Below are 17,458 nucleotides of genomic sequence, written 5' to 3' on the forward strand. Positions count from 1 at the left end.
AGTGAAACAATAGTTAGAAAATCGAGTGATGTATTTTTGGCGCCAATAAAACGGCAAATATGGCGGGGAATTGTTGGACGATCAGACGGCGGTGCACGACGAATTTTTACTGTCGTGCACCGATCGGGTGCTTACTCTGGCGCGTGATCGCGCAGGAATACCAGATGGTCCGGTTTAGACTGCTCGGCACTGTAGCGATAGCCTTGAACGTCAAATTTTTTGAGGTCTGCCGGGTCGTTGACGCGCTCTTCAATGACAAAACGACTCATCATTCCGCGCGCTTTTTTTGCATAGAAGCTAATGATCTTGTATTGGCCGTTCTTAAAGTCCTTGAAGTCGGTATTAATGATGCGCGCGTTCAGGGCACTGCGTTTGACCGAGGAGAAGTATTCGTTGGAGGCCAGGTTAAGCAACACGTCGTCGCCCTGATCGGCCAGGGCTTCGTTCAGCCATTCGCTGATCCGGGTGCCCCAGAACGCATACAGATCCTTACCACGGGCATTCGCCAGTTTGGTGCCCATCTCCAGACGATAAGGCTGCATCAGGTCCAGAGGGCGCAGCAGGCCGTACAGGCCTGAGAGCATGCGCAAGTGCTGCTGGGCGTAATCGAAATCGGCTTCGCTGAAGGTTTGAGCGTTGAGACCGGTGTACACGTCACCCTTGAAAGCGAGCAACGCCTGCTTGGCGTTTTCCGGTGTGAACGCTGGCGTCCAGCTGCCGAAACGCGCGGCGTTGAGGCCGCCGATCTTGTCGGAGACGTGCATCAACTCACTGATCTGCGCTGGCGTCAGGTCGCGCAGCTGCATGATCAGCTTCTGGGAATGGTCGAGGTATTGCGGCTGGGTGAAGCGCTGGGTCGCCGGCGGTGTTTCGTAGTCGAGGGTCTTGGCGGGGGAAATCACCATCAGCATGAAGTCGTCTCCTTTAATCGTGGGGGCGATTCTAGGGGGTTGAGCCGGTTCACTCCAGCTATCAAGTCCATAGGTGATCGGTGGTTTGACTGGATGGGCTTTTGTGGCGAGGGAGCTTGTCGGATCGCCGCACCGTCCCGCTCGAGCGCGAAGCGGTCGCAAGATTGCTGCGCAGGTTTCACCAGAAGGAATCAGATCGCAGGTTTGGGGCTGCTTCGCAGCCCAGCGGGAGCAAGCTCCCTCGCCACAATGGGTTCGGTGCTGCTGCGGGAATGTGGGCCGGATCAGCTATAGTGCCGCGCGGGTTTTGTTATGGAGACATCCCTTTGCGTATCGTTTTTCTATTATCGGCCTGGCTATTGAGCTTCGGTGCCATGGCGGCGCCCGGCGATGTGGCGACGCTTGATCGCAGCACATGGCCGGAACAGCTCAGCAGCCCGACGCTGTTCGACGTGGCATCACGCGCCGAAATCCTCATGTTCGCGCGGGTGCTGCTCGCCAGCGAATCGCTGGATGAAGCGAACCTGGCCCAACGCCTGGGCCTGCGCAAGATTAATCTGGAGGCCGTCAACAATCTGCGCCAGCGCCTGTGGCAGCGCTTGCTCGCCAACTACAACTTTGCCCAGCAGAGCTGCGATCAGGATGCCTCCTTTTGTTTCCTCGTCGAGGACTTGGACACCCTGCGCCAGCAAGCGGCCAAGTTTCAGGTCAGCGACGACAGCTATTACATCAAGTGGTCGGAGCCGAGCCGATTGTTCCACGCCCAATACCTCGACGAGCAGATGCGCAAGGCCGCGCTGTTTCCACAGAGCAGCAGCGAAGTCGATCGTTTTGGCGACTATGAGCGCAACGGCGACGAGATGCATGACCGGTTGTTTTTGCTGACGTTCGACAGCGCCGCCAATGTCACGCCGGACAACACCGGCTGGGTCACGGAGTACCTGCGCAAGTCCAACATGAGCGGCACCTTCTTTGTGCTGGGTAAAGACATCCAGGCGCGTCTTTCCGAGCGCTCGGTGGCCAGTCTGCAAGTGACGTATTCGACGCAGTGCATCGGTGTGCAAGGCTGGGAGTTTCGCTCCCACAGCCACTGGCAGGACTGGCAGGATTCGGTGCGCCGTAGCGTCGACCTGGTCAAAAGCAAACTGCCGGAGAATTACGTGCCGCTGTTTCGCCCGCCGGATGGCCAGCGCCGCTCGGATGCCGAAGGCTTCTTCAAGGCTCAGGGTTTGCAAGTAGCCTTGTGGGACATCGATGCCCAGGATGGCGCCGGCAAGCTCAAGGGCAACCCGAGCGCCCAGCGCGTGTTGACGCTGATGCTGCTGTGGCGACACGGGGTGATCAACTTCAATGTGAAGCAGGATGCCGTGAAAACGGCGATGCCCTGGCTCATTACGCAAACGGCGCAAAGCGGGATCGGTTGGGAGGATTGTCAGGACGCGTTTCGTTGAAACCGTCAAAAGCCCGGAATCATTGGAGAGGAGGGCAAAGCGGGGTGATTTTCGAGCAGATTTCGATGCAGGCGGACTTCCGACTTTAACGGGGTGATGGCCATCCGCCTAGTGCTATTGGTCACTCTGAAAAATAAACTTCAAAAAAACGTCAAAGTACTTTTTTCTGTCATGGGTTTTGGAGTATTACGAAGACAGACCGCCGAAACCTGCAACACAGGTGGCGTCTCCCAAGACCCCGCTATGGATGCAGTTCACTTGAGTCCCCGCAGGTGAATTCGGTAGTCACTTCGAGGCGCAGCACCGCCAAGGTATTGCGTCGAATGGCTCCCACAAAGGTGACCGAGTATGGATGATCACGGACGTAGTTCTTCCTCCAACCAGCCAATCCTTTATGTACTCGATACCAACGTATTGATTCACGATCCAAACGCCCTGCTAAACTTCGAAGAACACCACGTTGCCATCCCGATGACCGTGCTTGAGGAGCTGGACAAGCTCAAGAGCGGGCATCACAGCGTGGCTGCGGAATGCCGTCAGGCGATTCGCCTGATCGACAAGACCCTGGGCGATGCCAGCCCCGAAGACGTCGAGCTTGGCGTACCGATCCAGCGTGGCAAAAGTGGGCCCAAGGGTTTGCTGTCAATTCTGATGAGCAAGCGTGCCGAGCCGAACATCATTCTTCCCGAACACCTGAACGACAACATCATCATCAACCAGTTGATCGACTTGCACGCGCGCGAACCCAAGCTGCCCGTGGTGCTGGTCACCAAAGACATCAACATGCGCCTCAAGGCCCGGGCGTGCGGGATCGCGGCCGAGGACTACAGCACCGACCAATTGGTCGATGACGTATCGCTGCTGCCCAACGGTTACCACAACATGACCGGCTCCTTCTGGGACCTCGTGAGCAAGGTCGAAACCCGTCAGGACCATGGCCGCACCTGGCACCAGGTGAAGCTGATCGATAACCTGCCGGCCGTGCACATCAACGAGTTCATCATCGACGAGCAGGGCTTTGTCGGCTGGATCAAGGAGATTGAGGAAGACCGGCTGCTGATCCTTGACCTGCACCAGGAACCGTTGTTGCACCAGGAAGCCTGGGGCCTGAAACCGCGTGACATCTATCAGAGCCTGGCGCTGTACGCCTTGCTTGACCCGGATATCCACCTGGTCAACCTGACCGGTGCTGCCGGTTCCGGTAAAACCATCCTGGCCTTGGCCGCAGCGATTGAGCAGACCATGGTCAGCAAACGCTATCGCCGCATTATTGCGACTCGTAGCGTGCAGGGGCTGGACCAGGAAATCGGTTTCCTGCCCGGCACCGAAGCGGAAAAAATGGAACCTTGGCTGGGCGCCATTACCGACAACCTCGAAGCCTTGCACATGGATGACGAAAACACCCATGGCAGCGTCGATTACATCCTCAGCAAAGTGCCGTTGCAGTTCAAATCCCTCAACTACATTCGAGGCCGCAGCTTCCAGCAGAGTCTGATCCTGATCGATGAATGCCAGAACCTGACACCGCACCAGATGAAAACCATCATCACCCGTGCCGGTGCCGGTTCCAAAGTGGTGTGCCTGGGCAACCTGGCACAGATCGATACCCCTTACCTGTCCGCGACCAGCTCCGGATTGACCTACCTGACCGAACGCTTCAAGGATTTCCCGAACGGTGTCCACATCACCCTGCAAGGGGTGCCACGTTCGATTCTGGCCGAATACGCCGAATCGCATTTGTAACCACATAACCAGAACCGGGCGGCCCAAAGCTGCCCGGTTTTTTATGCCCACCACAAAACCCTTGTAGGAGCGAGGCTTGCCCGCGAAGACGGCGGCACATTCAACATCAATCTGTCTGACACGCCGCCTTCGCGGGCAAGCCTCGCTCCTACAAGGGCCATCCATCAAATAATCAAACGTGCGAAAAATTGACCCGCAGGTTTACAATCGACGCTCCTGATCAGGAGTAACCCTGTGCTGACTCATCTCGATTCCCAAGGTCGCGCCAACATGGTCGACGTCACCGAAAAAGCCGTGACGTTCCGTGAAGCGACCGCTCAAGCGCTGGTGCGCATGCTGCCCGAAACCCTGCAGATGATCGTCAGCGGCGGTCACCCCAAGGGTGATGTGTTCGCCGTGGCGCGCATTGCCGGCATTCAAGCAGCAAAGAAAACCAGCGACCTGATTCCCTTGTGCCATCCGCTGATGCTCACCGGCGTCAAGGTCGAGCTGAGTGCCGAAGGCGATGACACCGTGCGCATCGTCGCGCGATGCAAGTTGTCCGGGCAGACCGGCGTCGAGATGGAAGCCCTGACCGCTGCCAGTGTCGCCGCGTTGACGATCTACGACATGTGCAAGGCCGTGGACCGTGGCATGACCATCGAAAGCGTGCGGCTGCTGGAAAAACTTGGCGGCAAGAGCGGCCATTTCCAGGCAGATCAGCCATGAATGTCACCGTGAAGTTTTTTGCCCGCTACCGCGAAGCGCTCGGCGTGGACTCGGTCAAGGTTGAAGGCGATTTCGCCACCGTCGACGATGTGCGTGCGTTGCTGGCTCAGCGTGACGGTGCCGAGGTGCTGTGCGAGCAGAACCTGATGTGCGCCCGCAACGAAGACCTCTGCCAGCTCGACGAACCGGTGACTGACGGTGACGAAGTGGCGTTTTTTCCGACCGTGACTGGGGGCTGACATGGCGATTCGCGTGCAGTCCACGGCCTTCGATCCGGGGGCGGAAGTCAATGCCATGCACGCCGCCAATGTCGGCGTTGGGGCGGTGGTGAGTTTCGTCGGCTACGTGCGCGACTTTAATGACGGGCTCGATGTGGCCGGGATGTTTCTCGAGCACTATCCGGGCATGACCGAAAAAGCCCTCGGCAAAATCGCCCTGGAGGCGGAACAGCGCTGGCCGCTGTTGAAGCTTGAAGTGCTGCACCGGATCGGAGCCCTGGAGCCGGGTGAACCGATCGTCTTCGTCGGCGCCGCCAGCGCCCACCGCCAGGCGGCGTTCGACGCCTGCGCCTTTGTCATGGACTACCTGAAAACCCGTGCGCCGTTCTGGAAGAAAGAAAACACCAGCGACGGGCCGCGTTGGGTGGAAGGGCGTGACAGTGATCATGCGGCGGCGGATCGCTGGAAGCAGTAGACAACCTGTTATTTTGTTGTCGAAAGGTCTGACCCCATCGCGAGCAGGCTCACTCCCACAGTTGATCTCCATGAACACAAAATCTGTGTACGACGTAGATCCCTTGTAGGAGCGAGCCTGCTCGCGAAGGGCCATTCGCATCACCCAATATCTTCCTGACGCACCACCCGACCATCGGCCATAACCCCGATTGACGACTTATACATAAAAGTCCAGTATGGAATTATAAGTACAAAAAAAGGTGTTTCCTCCGTTTCAGCTCTTTCTTCTGTCTTGCCAAACCAACAACAACCCGCGAGAGAACGACCATGAAGAAACTCCCCCTCATCACCGGTCTGGCGCTGAGCCTGTTAGCGTGCAGCACGCTGTTCGCCGCCGACAAAACCCTGCGCATCGGCATTGAAGCCGCTTATCCGCCCTTCGCGTCGAAAACCGACAAGGGCGAGATCGTTGGTTTCGACTACGACATCGGCAATGCCCTGTGCGCGCAGATGAAGGTCAAGTGCGTGTGGGTCGAAGGAGAATTCGACGGTCTGATTCCTTCCCTGAAAGTGAAGAAAATCGACATGGCGCTGTCGTCCATGACCATCAACGAAGACCGCAAGAAGTCGGTGGATTTCTCCCACAAGTACTACTTCACTTCATCGCGTCTGGTGATGAAGGAAGGCGCGGCCGTGGATGACCAGTACGCCAGCCTCAAGGGCAAGACCGTCGGTGTGCAGCGCGCCACCACCACTGACCGTTACGCCACCGAGGTGTTTGAACCGAAGGGCATCAACGTCAAGCGCTACGGCAACAACGAAGAAATCTACATGGACCTGGCAGCCGGTCGCCTCGACGCCATTTTTGCCGACACCATCCCACTGAGTGACTTCCTGGCGATGCCGCGTGGCAAGGGCTACGCCTTTGTCGGGCCGGAGTTGAAGGATCCGAAATACGTGGGCGAGGGTGCCGGGATTGCGGTGCGCAAGGGTAATAGCGAGTTGGTTGCCGAGTTGAACACGGCCATTGATGGCATTCGTGCGAGTGGCGAGTATCAGAAGATTTCCGAGAAGTACTTCAAGTCGGACATTTACGGCGACTGATCAACCTATATCGCGAGCAAGCCCGCTCCCACATTAGTCCTGCGAACACAGGGCAAAATGTGGGAGCGGGCTCGCTCGCGAAGAGGCCGGATCAGCCAATACACATCGTTGGGCTCAGCCCTTCAATTCCTTCAAATGCTTGTAAACAGTCGCCCGCCCCATGTTCAGCACATTGGCCACATAGTTCGAAGCGCTTTTGCCCTTGAAGGCTCCTTCGGCGTGCAACGCCAACACCAGTTCGCGTTTGTGGTCGCGTGTCAGCAGGTTCAGGCTCAGCTGACGTTCGCGCAGCCAGGCGTGCAGGAAAGTATTGATACGCTCCTGCCAGTCATCGCGAAACAGTGAGTCCGGCTGCGGAATCAGCTTGCTTGGTGAGAGGAACAGGTCCAGCGCGGCCTTGGCATTTTCGAACAGCGAGATGTTCAGGTTGATGCACAGCACCGCCAGAGGATGGCCGTCGTTGTCGCGCAAGACACTGCTCAGGCTGCGAATCTTCTGGCCGTCCCAATTGAGCTTTTCATACGGCCCGATGTTCCGTTCGCTGACATCGTCGCTGAGCATGTCCTCCAGTGCCGCGTCATCGCCCACTTCCCGCTTGGACAGATTGTTGGCGATGTAATCGATTTTTTGCGTGCGCAGATCGTGCAGCACCACCTCGGCATGAGGGAAGAACAACGTAGCGATCGCATCGGCGATTGCCCGGTAGTTGTCCAGGGCCGGGTCTTTTTCAGGTGCGTTCATACAGTGGAGCTCCAGGCAGCGTCAGCGCCCTGCAAAAAGGGCGCTGGAAGTGTGCCGCAATCGTGTCGACACGTCACCTGAGGACGAAAGTCAGCCCAGGCGGGCGGGGGAGAGCATCTCGGCGTCCAGGCCGAAACGGCTGAGCTGTTCGGGCAAGGCTTTACCGCGTACCAGCGCTGCGCTGGCCTGGCCCATGGCCGGGGAAGTCTGGATGCCGTAGCCACCTTGCGCCGCGACCCAGAACAGCCCTGGCACATGTTGATCGAAGCCGCAGATGAGGTCTCCGTCTGTTACGAAACTGCGCAGACCGGCCCAGGTTCGGTTCGGACGGCGGATGGTCAGGGTGGTGGCTTCTTCGATCTGGTAGATGCCCATCGCGATATCCAGCTCTTCGGGCTGCACATCGTGTGGCTCGACCGGGTCGGCGTTGGCTGGCGAGCCGAGGAACATTCCGGCGTCGGGTTTCATGTAGAACGATTCGTCGAGGCTGACTAGCATCGGCCAATGGTGGATGTCCACGCCCTCGGGGCCGGCGAAGATGAATGCCGCGCGCCGCTTCGGTTGCAGGCCCAACGGCTTGGCGCCGGCCAGCTCGCCGATCTTGTCGGCCCACGCGCCTGCCGCGTTGATGATGACCGGTGCGCTAAAGGTCTGGCTGTTGGTTTGAACCTGCCACAGGCCTTCGGCATTGCGGGTCAGGCTCAGCACTTCGCTGTCGGTGTGGACTTCGCCTTTATTGCGACGGATACCGCGCAAGTAACCCTGGTGCAGGGCATCGGTGTCGATGTCGCTGGCAGTAGGGTCGTAGATCGCGCCATGGACTTTTTCACGGCGCAGGATCGGCAGGCGCGCGCAGGCTTCGTCGGCACTGAGCCGTTGCATCTCTGCCACCGTGGCCTTGGCACTCAGGTATTGATTGTTCAGTTCGGCCGGGTCGCCGGTGAAGTCCACGGTCATCTCGCCGCGCGGGGTCAGCAGCGGGTGTTCGCAGAAACCGGCTGGCGGCGCATCGAAGAAGTCGCGGCTGGCCTGGGTCAGTGCCCGAACCTGCGGTGTGCCATAGGCTGCGGTATACAGCGCGGCGGATCGACCGGTGGAGTGATAAGCCGGGTGGGATTCGCGTTCGAGCACAATCACCCGGGCGTGCTGCGACAGCCAGAAACCGGTGGAAGCGCCGGCAATCCCGCCGCCGATGATGATGAAATCTGCCTGGCTCATGAACGTCTCCTGTCGAGCGCAAATGCCATGGTTATAGATAAGCCTTGTGGGATCGTGGTGTTTATTGCTGTAGGCGGTAGATGGCGTTGGCCAGTGCGATGTCTTCCAGGCCTAGGCCGATAGAACGAAAGAACACGTGACGGTCGTAGTCGGGACGCGGGACTTTTCCGCTGAGCAAATCGGGCAGGTCGCCGACAATCAAGCGCGTGTCCCAGCCATGCTGTTCCCCCGCAATCAGCATTTCACCCGCCGAGCCCGGGGTGGTCAGACGATAGTCGCAGAACACCTGCATGTCATTGAGGCTCTGCGGCGGCACTTCATGGGCGCGCGGGGCGTTGGTGCTGATGGAGGTGATCAGCGCCGGTTTACTCAAGTTGGATGGATCGATCACCGGGCCGGCGGACGAGGTGCAGAGCATGATCACGTCGGCGTCCTGAATCGCCGCTTCTCGACTGTCGGTGATGGTCAGGCGTGGATCGAGGCGTTTGAGCTGTGCCAGCGTTTCAGGGTTTTTATCGTTCAGGCTTGGCGAATAGAGGCTGATGCTCTGCCAGTCACGCAGATTTTTAACGTAATGCAGATGTGCCTGAGCCACCTTGCCGCTGCCGATAATCGCCAGGCGCTGCGCCTTCAACGGAGCGAGGGCATCGACAGCGACGGCGGTTGTTGCGGCCGTGCGTGCGGTGGTCAATTCGCCGGCATCGCAAAGCAGCAACGGTTGGCCGGTCTGCATCGACATCAACAATGTCCAGGCCGTCACCAGCGGACCTTGTTCGCGCACGATGTAGGGCGAAGTCTTGACCCCGTAGACGCCGTCTTCGGCCAGCACGCCCAGGTAGTTGATGAAGTCGCCAGCACCCTGAGGGAATTCCACCAGCTGTTGCGTCGGTTGCACCGCTTGCCCGGCAGCCAGGTCGCGGAACAGCTTACGCAGGATCTGCGGCACGTCGACCTGCGCCAGCAGTTCGCGGGCCTGGGGTTGGGTGATCACATATGGCGTACTGGACATGGTCGGCTCCGGGCACTGAAAGTAAACTAATTTGTCCATTATGGACTTTTAGTTGTATCGAGCAACATCGGGACGAAAAAAAAGCGCAGTCCGTTTCCGGCTGCGCCTCTTTCAGTAAGGGCCGGGTTACGGGCGCTTACGCTCAACCGCCCGCAGTAGATGCGTCGGCGGCGTTTCACAGCTGATTTTCCGACCCAGCAACGCCTCGATGGACGGTAGCTGGTAGGAGTCATCTTCACCGGCGAAGCTGATGGACACGCCCTCCGCACCAGCACGACCGGTACGGCCGATGCGGTGCACATAGTCGTCCGGGACTTCCGGCAGGGTGAAGTTGATCACGTGGCTGATGCCGTCGATGTGGATGCCGCGACCGGCCACGTCGGTGGCGACCAGCACGCGGATCTTGCCTTCGCGGAAGCCTTCCAGAGTCTTGATGCGCTTGTGCTGCGGCACGTCGCCGGACAGTTGCGCGGCGTTTACGCCGTCACGCACCAGGCGTTCTTCGATGCGCCGCACTTCATCCTTGCGGTTGGCAAACACCATCACCCGCTCCCAGCCGTTGTCGTTGACCAGGTTGTAGAGCAGTTTGTATTTGTCGGCACCGGCGACGGCATAGATGTGTTGCTCGACGTTTTCGCTGGCCACGTTCTGCGACTCGATCTCGACGATCGATGGGTCGGTGGTCCATTGCTTGGCGAGGTTCATCACGTCTTCGGTGAAGGTCGCGGAGAACAGCAGCGTCTGACGTTCGTTCTTCGGCGGCGTCTGGCGAATGATCTGGCGCACTTGCGGGATGAAACCCATGTCGAGCATGCGGTCGGCTTCGTCCAGCACCATGACTTCGACCATGTCCAGATGCACGTCGCCGCGCTGGTTGAAGTCGAGCAAGCGGCCCGGGGTGGCCACGAGGATGTCGCAGTGACGGGCTTCGAGGTGCTTGAGCTGCTTGTCGAAGTCCATGCCGCCGACAAAGGTCATGACGTTGAGGCCGGTGTACTTGGTCAGGTCGGCGGCGTCCTTGGCGATCTGCACCACCAGTTCGCGGGTCGGCGCGATGATCAGCGCCCGCGGTTCACCCATGTAGCGTTCTTTGGGTGGCGGGGTTTCAAGCAGTTGCGTGATGATCGAAATCAGGAACGCAGCGGTTTTGCCGGTGCCGGTCTGGGCGCGACCGATGGCGTCTTTGCCCGCGAGGGTGAAGCCAAGCACTTGCGCCTGGATCGGCGTGCAATACGGGAAGCCCAGGTCCTGGATGGCGTGCATCAGTTCCGGGGCGAGTTTGAAGTCGTGGAAACGGGTTTTGCCTTCCTGGGGTTCAACGGCGAAGTCTTCGAGTTTCCAGGGGATGACCGGCGCTTTCGGTTTCGGTTTCGGTTCGCGACTTGGTTTTGCCGGTTTCGGCGTTTCGCTGCGCGGTGGCTCGGCGGCGAGAATCTCGACAGGTGGGGCGGCCGGTGTGGTCACAGGCTCGTGTTTCGGTGCCGCTACGGTTGCGGTCCGGCCAGGCTGATTACCGTCGGTGCGGTGGCTGGGGATATGAGACGGAGCGCTGGGAACTGGCGCGAGCTGCTCAGTCTCGCTTTTACCGAACATTTTCTTGAGTGCTTTGAGCACGGTCATCTCATCAATTGGTTAAGGAATATACGCCGGCCAGTGTAATGCAAGAATCGGGCGCGGCGTAGTGGGATGGATCAATGGGTAACTTTTAGCGTAAACGCTCGGCCAGCCAGACGCCGATGTCGCGGATTTCTTCGGGTAACACTTCGTGGCCCATTGGGTATTCCTGCCATGTCACGGTGACACCACGCTGCTTTAAATACTCGTGAGCGGTGCGGCCCATGGAGTTTTGAACGACGTCATCGTACTGGCCATGCAAAGACAGTACGGGAATGCGTTGCTGGCTGGCGGAAAGCTCCAGTTCATCGCTGAAGGTCGGTGCATACGTCGAGAGGGCAAGTACGCCACCCAACGGTCCCTGCCATTTCAGAAACGCGGTGTGTAACGCCACCGCGCCACCTTGGGAAAAGCCTGCCAGAAAGATCCGCGAGGCGTCTATTCCGATGGCGCGCTGCACTTCGATCAATTTAACGATCCTGTCCGCCGACTCTTCCAGCTGCTCGCGATTGATCGCGCGCGCCGGGCTCATGGCCAATATGTCGTACCAGCTGGGCATCGCGTAGCCACCGTTGATGGTCACGGCGCAGGTCGGTGCCTGGGGGAGAACGAAGCGCGTAGTCAGCAGGGTTTCCTGCAACGCCTCGGCAACCGGCAGGAAGTCGTAGCGGTCGGCGCCCAGGCCGTGCAGCCATATAACGCAGGCGTCTGCGGGCTCTACGGGTTGAAGAATCAAGGGCTCGGTCATGGCTGCTCCAGTTTTGTGCGTGCGCTCTCATTGGGTGCGTGATGTGAGTGCGCGTCAGGTTGATCCGTTAATAAGATGTCGCAAGGCTACAAGTTTTGCTATTGACCTGTCCCTTAACCGCATCGGCAAGCGGTCTGGTACGGGCTTTGCTATGTGAAAGCGGTGCAACCTATCTCGCGCCTTGCGGTAACACTATCAGTGTACTGCTGGCAGCGGGATAGCAAAGAATCCGGTGATGGATGTTCGCCAGTGGCCGCTACGGGCTTCGCGAACGTGAAAGGGCTACAGCCCGTTCGGCCGATTGGTGAGAAGTGAGTTGTCCATGATGTGGATTTTCTCTTACTAGACTCATAGCTAAGGTCTTTACGTCGGTTGACCCCAAAAAAAGCCAACACGGGTCGACTACGCCTCATAAGGGTGCGACTGGACTCACGCTCCGACACAACAAGAGCAAAACTGGAGGTTTGAATGAAGATGTTGAAATCCACCCTGGCTATCGTGACTGCAGCTGCAGTGCTTGGTGTCAGCGGGTTCGCTCAGGCGGGTGCAACCCTGGATGCAGTTCAGAAGAAAGGTTTCGTACAGTGCGGTGTCAGTGACGGTCTGCCGGGCTTCTCGGTTCCGGACTCCACTGGCAAGATCATCGGTATCGATGCTGACGTCTGCCGCGCTGTGGCCGCTGCCGTTTTCGGCGATGCGACCAAGGTCAAGTTCAGCCAGTTGAACGCCAAAGAGCGCTTCACCGCGCTGCAGTCCGGCGAAATCGACGTGTTGTCGCGTAACACCACCTGGACCAGCTCCCGCGATTCGGGCATGGGTCTGGTGTTTGCCGGCGTGACTTACTACGACGGCATCGGCTTCCTGGTGAACAACAAGCTGGGCGTGAAAAGCGCTAAAGAGCTCGACGGCGCCACCATCTGCATTCAAGCCGGTACCACCACCGAGCTGAACGTTTCCGACTACTTCCGCGGTAACGGTCTGAAATACACCCCGATCACTTTCGACACCTCCGATGAAAGCGCCAAGTCGCTGGAATCGGGTCGTTGCGACGTGCTGACCTCCGACAAATCCCAGCTCTACGCACAACGCAGCAAGCTGGCGACCCCGACCGACTACGTCGTTCTGCCGGAAACCATCTCCAAGGAGCCTCTGGGCCCAGTCGTGCGTAAAGGCGACGAAGAGTGGTTCAGCATCGTGAAGTGGACCCTGTTCGCCATGGTCAACGCTGAAGAAATGGGTATCACCCAGAAAAACGTTGAAGCTGAAGCCAAATCCACCAAGAACCCGGACGTTGCTCGTCTGCTGGGCGCTGACGGTGAATACGGCAAAGACCTGAAAGTGAAGAAAGACTGGGTCGTGCAGATCGTCAAGCAAGTGGGTAACTACGGTGAAGTGTTCGAGAAAAACCTCGGCAAGGGCACTCCACTGGCCATCGACCGCGGGCTGAACGCTCTGTGGAACAACGGCGGCATTCAATACGCACCACCAGTGCGCTGATGGTTCTATCACCCGGTGGGCCAACCACCGGGTGATGTTCTGTTCCATTACATCCGGGGCACTTCATGCAAAATTCAATCGGCGCACCAAAGCAGAGGCTCAGCCTCAGCGATCCCAAAGTGCGTGCGTGGCTATTTCAGATCATCACCATTGTGGCGGTGGTCTCGATGGGCTGGTACCTGTTCGACAACACGCAAACCAACCTTCAACACCGGGGCATTACCTCCGGTTTCAGCTTTCTGGAGCGCAGTGCCGGTTTCGGCATCGCTCAACACCTGATCGACTACACCGAATCGGACAGCTATGCCCGTGTGTTTGTCATCGGCTTGCTCAACACGCTGCTGGTGACGTTCATCGGCGTGATCCTGGCGACGATCCTCGGGTTCATCGTCGGTGTGTCACGGCTGTCGAAGAACTGGATCATTGCCAAGCTGGCGACTGTTTATGTGGAAGTCTTCCGCAACATTCCGCCACTGCTGCAAATCCTGTTCTGGTACTTCGCGGTGTTCCTGACCATGCCGGGGCCACGCAACAGCCACAACTTCGGCGACACCTTCTTCGTCAGCAGCCGCGGCCTGAATATGCCGGCAGCGTTGGCTGCGGACGGTTTCTGGCCGTTTGTGGTCAGTGTCGTCGTGGCCATTGTCGCCATCGTGCTGATGAGCCGCTGGGCCAACAAGCGTTTCGAAGCGACCGGTGTGCCGTTCCACAAATTCTGGGTCGGCCTGGCGCTGTTTCTGGTGATTCCGGCGCTGGGCGCCTTGATCTTCGGCGCGCCGGTGCACTGGGAAATGCCCAAGCTGCAAGGCTTCAACTTCGTCGGTGGCTGGGTGTTGATCCCGGAACTGCTGGCGCTGACCCTGGCCCTGACCGTTTACACCGCGGCGTTCATCGCCGAGATCGTGCGTTCGGGCATCAAGTCGGTCAGCCACGGCCAGACCGAAGCGGCGCACTCGTTGGGCCTGCGCAACGGTCCGACCCTGCGCAAGGTGATCATCCCGCAAGCCCTGCGCGTGATCATTCCCCCGCTGACCAGCCAATACCTGAACCTGGCGAAGAACTCCTCGCTGGCGGCCGGTATCGGTTATCCGGAAATGGTGTCGTTGTTTGCCGGTACGGTGCTGAACCAGACCGGGCAGGCGATCGAGGTGATTGCCATCACCATGAGCGTGTACCTGGCGATCAGTATCAGCATTTCCCTGCTGATGAACTGGTACAACAAGCGCATTGCGCTGATCGAGCGGTAAGGAAAAGCGCATGAGTACTCATACTTTCAAACCTGACATGCCCCCACCGAGCAGCAGCATCGGTGTGATCGCATGGATGCGCGCCAACATGTTCTCCAGCTGGCTCAACACGCTGCTGACCCTGTTTGCGTTCTACCTCATCTACTTGGTGGTTCCACCGATCCTTGGGTGGGCGATCCTCGACGCCAACTGGGTCGGCACCTCCCAGGCCGACTGCACCAAGGAAGGCGCCTGCTGGGTGTTTATCCAGCAGCGCTTCGGCCAGTTCATGTACGGCTACTACCCTGTGGACCTGCGCTGGCGCGTGGACCTGACCGTGTGGCTGGCAGTCATCGGCGTGGCACCGTTGTTCATCTCGCGCTTCCCGCGTAAAGCGGTGTACGGGCTGAGCTTCCTGGTGCTGTACCCGATCATTGCCTGGTGCCTGTTGCATGGTGGCGTTTTCGGCCTGACCCAGGTGGCGACCAGCCAATGGGGCGGCTTGATGCTGACCCTGGTGATCGCCACCGTCGGTATTGCCGGTGCGTTGCCGCTGGGTATCGTACTGGCGCTGGGCCGTCGTTCGAACATGCCGGCGATTCGAGTGGTCTGCGTGACCTTCATCGAATTCTGGCGCGGCGTGCCGTTGATCACGGTGCTGTTCATGTCCTCGGTGATGCTGCCGTTGTTCCTGCCTGAAGGCATGAACTTCGACAAGCTGCTGCGAGCACTGATCGGCGTGATCCTGTTCCAGTCGGCCTACGTCGCCGAAGTGGTGCGTGGCGGTCTGCAAGCGATTCCCAAAGGTCAGTACGAAGCGGCCGCAGCGATGGGTCTCGGTTACTGGCGCAGCATGGGCCTGGTGATTCTGCCGCAAGCCCTGAAGCTGGTGATTCCTGGCATCGTCAACACCTTCATTGCGCTGTTCAAGGACACTAGCCTGGTGATCATCATCGGCCTGTTCGATCTGCTCAACAGCGTCAAACAAGCCGCCGCCGACCCGAAATGGTTGGGCATGGCCACCGAAGGCTATGTGTTCGCGGCCCTGGTGTTCTGGATTTTCTGTTTTGGTATGTCGCGCTATTCCATGCATCTGGAACGCAAGCTCGACACTGGCCACAAGCGTTAGGAGTTCTGTAATGAGCGAAGCAATCAAAAAGCCTGTGAGCCCTGAAGGCATTATTCAGATGCAGGGCGTGAACAAGTGGTACGGCCAGTTCCACGTGCTGAAAGACATCAACCTGAACGTCAAGCAGGGCGAGCGAATCGTCCTTTGCGGCCCGTCGGGTTCCGGCAAGTCGACGACCATTCGTTGCCTCAACCGTCTGGAAGAACACCAGCAGGGTCGCATCGTGGTCGATGGTGTGGAATTGACCAACGACCTCAAGCAGATCGAATCGGTCCGTCGTGAAGTCGGCATGGTGTTCCAGCACTTCAACCTGTTCCCGCACCTGACCATCCTGCAGAACTGCACGCTGGCACCGATGTGGGTGCGCAAGATGCCCAAGCGCCAGGCCGAAGAAATCGCCATGCATTACCTGGAGCGCGTCCGCATTCCGGAGCAGGCGCATAAATTCCCGGGGCAACTGTCCGGCGGCCAGCAACAGCGTGTGGCGATTGCCCGCGCCCTGTGCATGAAACCGAAAATCATGCTGTTCGACGAACCGACTTCGGCACTCGACCCGGAAATGGTGAAAGAGGTTCTGGACACCATGATCGGTCTGGCCGAAGACGGCATGACCATGCTCTGCGTGACCCACGAAATGGGCTTCGCCCGCACCGTGGCCAACCGCGTGATCTTCATGGACAAGGGTGAAATCGTCGAGCAGGCAGCGCCGAACGACTTCTTTGACAACCCGCAGAATGAGCGGACGAAGATGTTCCTGAGCCAGATCCTGCATTGATCGACGCTTGGCAGTGAAATAAACCCGGACAGTGTTCCGGGTTTATTTTTGTCTGGGGTTCGGGGTCAGGAGGTGAGTGCCGCTTCAAATTCCGGATGACGGGCGACCAATAGTTGTTTGAGGGCGGCACCTTCGTTCAAGACTTGAATTTCAGCCAGCAAATAGGGATGACGATCCAACAACTGCATCAGTGTGAGCAACGGTTTGGGCGCAGGCAGCTCACCACGCTCATACCGCGAAAAGGCATTGTTCCCACCGCCGGACAGCAACTTCACTGCGTTCTTTTGCGTGAGGTGGAGTTTGCGGCGGATACGCTTTATTTCAGAGCCGATCAGTTGCAAGCAGTCTGCGAGCAATTGATCGCCGGCATCCGAATAACGGTCGGCGCTGTCGGTGTCATGATCGAATTCTATTTCACCGCAGACTCTGCACTCCCAGCCTGCAAGATCGTTAACAAGTCGGGACATCTGTTTGTAATTGACGGAGAGGGTACGTCCTTCGAAGTGTCCCATTCCATCGTGAGTGCCGCAGTTGACGCATTGCTGCGTTCTCATAGATTTTTCTCCTTGAAGGAGACTACTGGATGTCCACCGCCGGGGCGGTAAGACACTTTTATGTAAATCTCCATTCCATGAAATTTCGTGTGATAAACGTCTTGCCAGACTCTGTGGTCGACATAGGTGGTCATGGATTTGAAGAGCATTCGGCGCTCCAGTTCACAGATCGCCTGGATCATTTGCCAGAGGGTGAAACCCATGTCATTGCCCGATTCGAGAGCCCGCCGGGTGAATGCCTTTTTGCCTAGCCTGACAACCTCCGCCTTGACCACCGCCAAGTCGTAATGGGGTGTGCTCTTTTCCATAAGAAACCAAAAACCCTATCCCTGAAATTACCCTTAAAGGGTAATTTT

At 58.3% G+C, this 17,458-nt stretch carries 18 protein-coding genes; 10 read left to right on the plus strand and 8 right to left on the minus strand.

The annotated features are described in order from the left end of the window. Positions 1-131: 131 nt before the first annotated feature. Positions 132-911 (minus strand): peroxide stress protein YaaA, encoded by a 780-nt coding sequence (gene yaaA / locus ACA051_RS04970; protein WP_497373733.1) that lies wholly within the window; start codon positions 909-911, stop codon positions 132-134. Positions 912-1,237: 326 nt separating this feature from the next. Here yaaA and ACA051_RS04975 point away from each other — a divergent pair, with 326 nt between their 5' ends. The 6 genes from ACA051_RS04975 (at position 1,238) to ACA051_RS05000 (ending at position 6,591) form a co-directional block, all read left to right on the plus strand. Next, positions 1,238-2,362, plus strand: a complete 1,125-nt coding sequence (locus tag ACA051_RS04975) for a polysaccharide deacetylase family protein (protein WP_497373735.1) — start codon at positions 1,238-1,240, stop codon at positions 2,360-2,362. 348 nt (positions 2,363-2,710) lie between these two features. Beyond that, entirely contained in the window at positions 2,711-4,105 is a 1,395-nt protein-coding gene (locus ACA051_RS04980) for a PhoH family protein (protein WP_497308206.1), read from the plus strand. Between the two features lie 234 nt (positions 4,106-4,339). Beyond that, a complete protein-coding gene (gene moaC, locus ACA051_RS04985; protein ID WP_059406245.1) occupies positions 4,340-4,813 on the plus strand; it encodes a cyclic pyranopterin monophosphate synthase MoaC in 474 nt (157 codons plus the stop codon). Continuing rightward, on the plus strand, positions 4,810-5,052 hold the full coding sequence (locus ACA051_RS04990) for a MoaD/ThiS family protein (RefSeq protein WP_497308208.1): 243 nt from the start codon (positions 4,810-4,812) through the stop codon (positions 5,050-5,052). The genes moaC and ACA051_RS04990 overlap by 4 nt, the downstream gene beginning before the upstream one ends. A gap of 1 nt (position 5,053) precedes the next feature. Next, positions 5,054-5,506, plus strand: a complete 453-nt coding sequence (moaE, locus tag ACA051_RS04995; protein ID WP_219095795.1) for a molybdopterin synthase catalytic subunit MoaE — start codon at positions 5,054-5,056, stop codon at positions 5,504-5,506. A gap of 308 nt (positions 5,507-5,814) precedes the next feature. After that, complete coding sequence (locus ACA051_RS05000; protein WP_497297516.1) at positions 5,815-6,591, plus strand: ABC transporter substrate-binding protein; 777 nt, start codon at positions 5,815-5,817, stop codon at positions 6,589-6,591. 114 nt (positions 6,592-6,705) lie between these two features. Here ACA051_RS05000 and ACA051_RS05005 read toward each other — a convergent pair whose 3' ends face one another. The 5 genes from ACA051_RS05005 to ACA051_RS05025 all read right to left on the minus strand — a co-directional run bounded on the left by ACA051_RS05005 (position 6,706) and on the right by ACA051_RS05025 (position 11,921). Continuing rightward, positions 6,706-7,332: a helix-turn-helix transcriptional regulator gene (locus ACA051_RS05005; RefSeq protein ID WP_219095797.1), complete on the minus strand. Its 627-nt coding sequence runs from the start codon at positions 7,330-7,332 to the stop codon at positions 6,706-6,708. Positions 7,333-7,422: 90 nt separating this feature from the next. Next, positions 7,423-8,550 carry an NAD(P)/FAD-dependent oxidoreductase gene (locus tag ACA051_RS05010; RefSeq protein ID WP_497373737.1) on the minus strand — a complete coding sequence of 376 codons (1,128 nt, stop codon included), beginning with the start codon at positions 8,548-8,550 and terminating at the stop codon, positions 7,423-7,425. 61 nt (positions 8,551-8,611) lie between these two features. Further along, the gene (locus tag ACA051_RS05015; RefSeq protein ID WP_497373739.1) at positions 8,612-9,559 is read right to left on the minus strand and encodes an ornithine cyclodeaminase family protein; all 948 of its coding nucleotides are present in this window, start codon (positions 9,557-9,559) and stop codon (positions 8,612-8,614) included. Positions 9,560-9,685: 126 nt separating this feature from the next. Then, positions 9,686-11,179 (minus strand): ATP-dependent RNA helicase RhlB, encoded by a 1,494-nt coding sequence (gene rhlB / locus ACA051_RS05020; protein WP_497308214.1) that lies wholly within the window; start codon positions 11,177-11,179, stop codon positions 9,686-9,688. A gap of 85 nt (positions 11,180-11,264) precedes the next feature. Next, entirely contained in the window at positions 11,265-11,921 is a 657-nt protein-coding gene (locus ACA051_RS05025) for an alpha/beta hydrolase (protein ID WP_497373741.1), read from the minus strand. A 468-nt stretch (positions 11,922-12,389) separates the two neighbouring features. On the opposite strand from ACA051_RS05025, the gene ACA051_RS05030 reads away from it, so the two are divergent. The 4 genes from ACA051_RS05030 to ACA051_RS05045 all read left to right on the plus strand — a co-directional run bounded on the left by ACA051_RS05030 (position 12,390) and on the right by ACA051_RS05045 (position 16,548). Next, entirely contained in the window at positions 12,390-13,418 is a 1,029-nt protein-coding gene (locus ACA051_RS05030; protein WP_497308218.1) for an amino acid ABC transporter substrate-binding protein, read from the plus strand. Positions 13,419-13,483: 65 nt separating this feature from the next. After that, positions 13,484-14,665 carry an amino acid ABC transporter permease gene (locus ACA051_RS05035; RefSeq protein WP_497308219.1) on the plus strand — a complete coding sequence of 394 codons (1,182 nt, stop codon included), beginning with the start codon at positions 13,484-13,486 and terminating at the stop codon, positions 14,663-14,665. 10 nt (positions 14,666-14,675) lie between these two features. Continuing rightward, a complete protein-coding gene (locus tag ACA051_RS05040) occupies positions 14,676-15,773 on the plus strand; it encodes an amino acid ABC transporter permease (RefSeq protein WP_497308221.1) in 1,098 nt (365 codons plus the stop codon). 10 nt (positions 15,774-15,783) lie between these two features. Beyond that, a complete protein-coding gene (locus ACA051_RS05045) occupies positions 15,784-16,548 on the plus strand; it encodes an amino acid ABC transporter ATP-binding protein (protein WP_007944823.1) in 765 nt (254 codons plus the stop codon). Between the two features lie 65 nt (positions 16,549-16,613). On the opposite strand, the gene ACA051_RS05050 is transcribed toward ACA051_RS05045, so the two are convergent. Continuing rightward, entirely contained in the window at positions 16,614-17,102 is a 489-nt protein-coding gene (locus tag ACA051_RS05050; RefSeq protein WP_497373743.1) for a type II toxin-antitoxin system MqsA family antitoxin, read from the minus strand. Further along, positions 17,099-17,410, minus strand: coding sequence for a type II toxin-antitoxin system MqsR family toxin (locus ACA051_RS05055; RefSeq protein WP_497308225.1), 312 nt, complete (start codon positions 17,408-17,410; stop codon positions 17,099-17,101). The genes ACA051_RS05050 and ACA051_RS05055 overlap by 4 nt, the downstream gene beginning before the upstream one ends. Positions 17,411-17,458 lie beyond the last annotated feature (48 nt).

The sequence above is a fragment of the Pseudomonas sp. LBUM1669 genome (genome assembly GCF_059695705.1).